This window comes from Psychrobacter sp. (assembly GCF_035469765.1).
Classification (GTDB): domain Bacteria; phylum Pseudomonadota; class Gammaproteobacteria; order Pseudomonadales; family Moraxellaceae; genus Psychrobacter.
The window spans coordinates 1-2602 of the sequence record NZ_DATIRM010000012.1 but is presented as its reverse complement, the minus strand read 5'-3'; the positions used below and the strand labels follow the sequence as shown (position 1 = coordinate 2602).

Sequence of the window (2602 nt, the reverse complement as noted above, 5' to 3'; positions counted from 1 at the left end):
ATGATGAGCAGGGCGCTATTATCTTTCCAAGATATCGTTTTAGAGAAGGACGAGAAGGTCGAGGAGAGGAAAGCCAAACGATAGAGACTTTGCCATCTGCATCGTCAGAGAATCGTAGCGCTATAAATGAGAGTGCTAACCACAAAGAGCGTGCAGATAAAAATCCTTATAGTGGCTATCGCTTTAATAATCATATGAAGAGTGCTGACTCAGATACTAAGCCGTTCAATCTTGATGATATCTTGCGACCGATAGCGCCTCATGAAGCCATTGCTGACATTGATAGCCGACCTGAGTTGGCTGAGGTCACTGTTGTGATGCCAAATGGCGAAAATATCCTCATACAGCTGCGTCCGCACTTATTATTCAAAGACGTTTTAGGGTTGCAGCGTGGTAATTTTATACTGCGGCTACTATTGATTATCATGTTTAGCGTTTTGGTATGCTTTTGGCTCAGTCGTACGCTGACTCAGCGTATTGGACGTGTGCAGGATACGGTGCACCGTATGATTGATGGTAATTATGAGGTTAATTCACAGCTATCAAGTTTGGGTTCTGATGAATTGGGACTATTGGCAAAAGATGTGGCTTTGCTGTCGACACGATTGGCTGATAGTGAGCTCGCACGTAAGCAAATGTTAAGTGATATCTCCCATGAGCTGCGTTCTCCGCTCGCTCGTCTTGATGTAGCCACTGAGCTGACACGAGATTTTGCGCCCAATGCCAGCCGCTACTTAGACCGTATCGATAAAGAATCGACGCGGATGAATGAGCTGATTGAGCAAATTATCCGTATTCAATCGCTGCAAATGCAGCAGTATACTATCGACAATCTAGAAAATGAAGCAGTAGATATCTGTGAAATTATCAGCGAGATTGGTCAAGATGTTTGCTTTGAGTTTCAGCATAAAAATATACATTGGCAATGGCAGCCAAGCGTGTCTTTATTGCAGGGTTCGTGCACAGTAATGGGCAATCAAGAACAGCTGCACAGTGCTCTTGAAAACATCATTCGTAATGCCTTTATGCACACTGCTGTTGACTCGACAGTGGAGGCGGAAGTACAAGAAGTGCAGATAAATAACCAAACAGCAGCCATTCAAATAACTATAACCGATGAGGGTGGCGGTGTTGCAGAACAGGATCTAGAGCGTATTTTTCAGCCTTTTGTCAGGCTTGATACTGCACGGCATCGCGAAACGGGAGGTTATGGATTGGGGCTGGCAATTGTCCATGCAGTGGTAATGGCACATAAAGGTCAAATCACTATCCATAATCGCCAAGACCACATACTGGGGCTCGTGATAACGATAATATTACCTGTTAACTGAAATATTCTTAAATATGGAGATATTTCATTAAATATATTAAATATAATGAATATATCGGACGAACGGTAGTAAAATGCCGCCGATCAGTGTTGAGACTCTCTGTATATTCATTAATAATAATATACAGAGAGTAATAATGATTTTACAAAACAAGACGCTTTATTTCTCAAGTAGCAATTTAAGTAATTTTTTATACCTAACTTCTAACTCTATATCCTTATAAATGTCTTATTTTGTTACATAAACTCTCTAAAAAATAGATTTTAACTTTGATTTTGTAAATCTGATAAATCTGTAAGGGAGTACACATTATGAACCGTATCTATAAGGTAATATGGAATGAAGCTTTAAGTTGTTTCACTGCAGTTGGTGAATACGCAAAGACAGGTGGCAAATCTTCCAAATCTAGCGTAAATGCAAACGCTACCATCAATACGACATCCAATCTTTCATCCAACAATGCCTTTAGACTAACCGCAATAGGGTTAGGGCTGCTTGCAGCAGGCTTCAGTCTTCAGGTGAATGCTGCCTCTTGCAATGGCTCGACAACAGTAGAATGTGGGACTAATGCTACAGCAAGCATGGATCATGGCATTGCTATAGGTAAGAATGCTACAGCCTCTGGAGGTCAGGGTATAGCTATCGGTGGTGGCTCAAATGGTGAATACACTACTGCAAGTGGACAGCAGTCTATCGCCATTGGAGCAAATGTCGTATCAAGCGGCGACGCATCTATTGCCATTGGCGGTGATGATTTAGATGATGCATCAGAATACAGCATCAATGAAATTTTTAAAGGTTATACAGGTAGTAACATCATAGAGGATGAATATAATCGATATGATGGGCATACTGAATCAAAGGGCGCGGCATCGGTAGCAATTGGTGTTAAAGCACGGTCTGAGGGCAATCTCTCTACCACTGTTGGCGTACGTTCAAGCTCGTCAGGCGCGGCATCCTCTGCCTTTGGTATGGGTGCTTCAGCAAGTCGAGATGGTTCAGTAGCTTTAGGTGCGGGTTCAACTACACTCACTGATGCAACCAAAGAGACGACCATGTCAGTTGGTGGCGTATCATATAGTGTTGCTGGTTCTGCACAGAGAGTTGGTGATCAAGTCTCTGTTGGCTCATTAGGGCGTGAGCGTCAGATTAAACACGTTGCTGCTGGAGCAGTTAATGCAAACAGTACTGATGCGATTAATGGCAGTCAATTGCATGCCACCAACACAACCATTGCAGACAACAAAACCAAATATTACAGTGTTAAATCG

2 protein-coding genes are annotated in these 2602 nt (G+C 42.5%); both read left to right on the top strand.

Features of this window, described 5'->3' with window-relative positions; all coding sequences use genetic code 11:
* Nucleotides 1-1331: sensor histidine kinase (locus tag VLN09_RS00260; protein WP_325242968.1), on the top strand; the 1331-nt coding region annotated here is incomplete at its 5' end.
* 311 nt (nt 1332-1642) lie between these two features.
* A partial coding sequence (locus tag VLN09_RS00255; RefSeq protein ID WP_325242966.1) for an ESPR domain-containing protein occupies nt 1643-2602 on the top strand: 960 nt, incomplete at its 3' end.